This window comes from Amycolatopsis sp. NPDC003865 (assembly GCF_053605345.1).
In genome coordinates, this window is record NZ_JBSGJA010000055.1 from 1 (window position 1) to 1,123 (window position 1,123).

At 64.6% G+C, this 1,123-nt stretch carries 1 protein-coding gene; it reads right to left on the reverse strand.

The window, feature by feature from the left end; translation table 11 throughout:
* Positions 1–90 precede the first annotated feature (90 nt).
* Positions 91–930: a hypothetical protein gene (locus tag ACWEVP_RS50255; RefSeq protein ID WP_452069713.1), complete on the reverse strand. Its 840-nt coding sequence runs from the start codon at positions 928–930 to the stop codon at positions 91–93.
* Positions 931–1,123: the final 193 nt, after the last annotated feature.

The window sequence follows — 1,123 nt, forward strand, 5'->3', positions numbered from 1 at the left end:
TCAACGCCCACTGAGCATCCGAGAGCAACTGAAACCGCGACACGACCAGCAGCATCCCAGCCATCAGCCCAAACGTTTGTCAGACACGCACTAGCCGACCCAGAGTTTGAGCAGTGCGGTCACGACGGCGACCACCACTCCGGTCACGAGCGCTCCGCTGCCGATGTCGCGCAGATTCTGCAGCAGGCGCGAACGGGGGGACAGAGTGGGATACCGAGCTGCCGGGGTGAAGTCGGGATGAGGTATGGGCTGGTCTGCATCGGTTGCAGCCGCGAAGAACTCCAGCAGGCACGCGGTCAGGATTGGGCCGCGACGCGGATCGCGGGGATTAGCGGAGTACCAGAGCAACACATGCCCCAGTCCGCCCGGACGCGCAGGGGCCGAATTGACCCTGGCGGTATCGCGGGTGAGTATCCACGCGGTCTTCGCCACCAGCCGTCTTCGGAACTCGGGGTCCCGGCGCACGCGCCGGCGGAATGAAGCTGCTCCGTCAGGCAGGCGATCCGGTGCGCTGGGATTGAGCAGCAATGCGAGCTCGGCAGTTCGCAGTGCCGCGGTCAGCAGTCGGGCGCGTGGTCTGAGATGGTCGGAGAGCATCGCTGTGGCAGCGGCAGCAATACCGCCGCTGATTGCGAACAACTGGAATACTTGCAAGGCCCTAGTGGGTGGGCCGACTACTAACCCTGTCAGCTGCATCGCTGTGATGTAGAGCGCGACCGCGGCCAACGCACGCCCCGCCGAGTGGCGATATGCTGCGAATCTCAGTTGCCGCAGTTGCTCGCACGGCACACCGAGATCGCGCAGGTGCCGGCGGACGTAGCGCCGAGGTAGGCGGAGCGCGTCGATGGCGATATCGGCCCGTGCCCACTGCGGTCCCACGTTCCCGCTGGGCGGCTGACGGATGTCCGCATCAGGGGCGTGGTTTGCCACAGTCGCAGGGTACAAGGCGCGGATCGCAACGAGGAACCATGTTGAAGTTAGACGACGGAGAGGCGGTCGTCGGACCTCGGCTGGGAGCCGAAATGCGCCTAGTGCGTGTCTGACAAACGTTTGGGCTGATGGCTGGGATGCTGCTGGTCGTGTCGCGGTTTCAGTTGCTCTCGGATGCTCAGTGGGCGTTGAT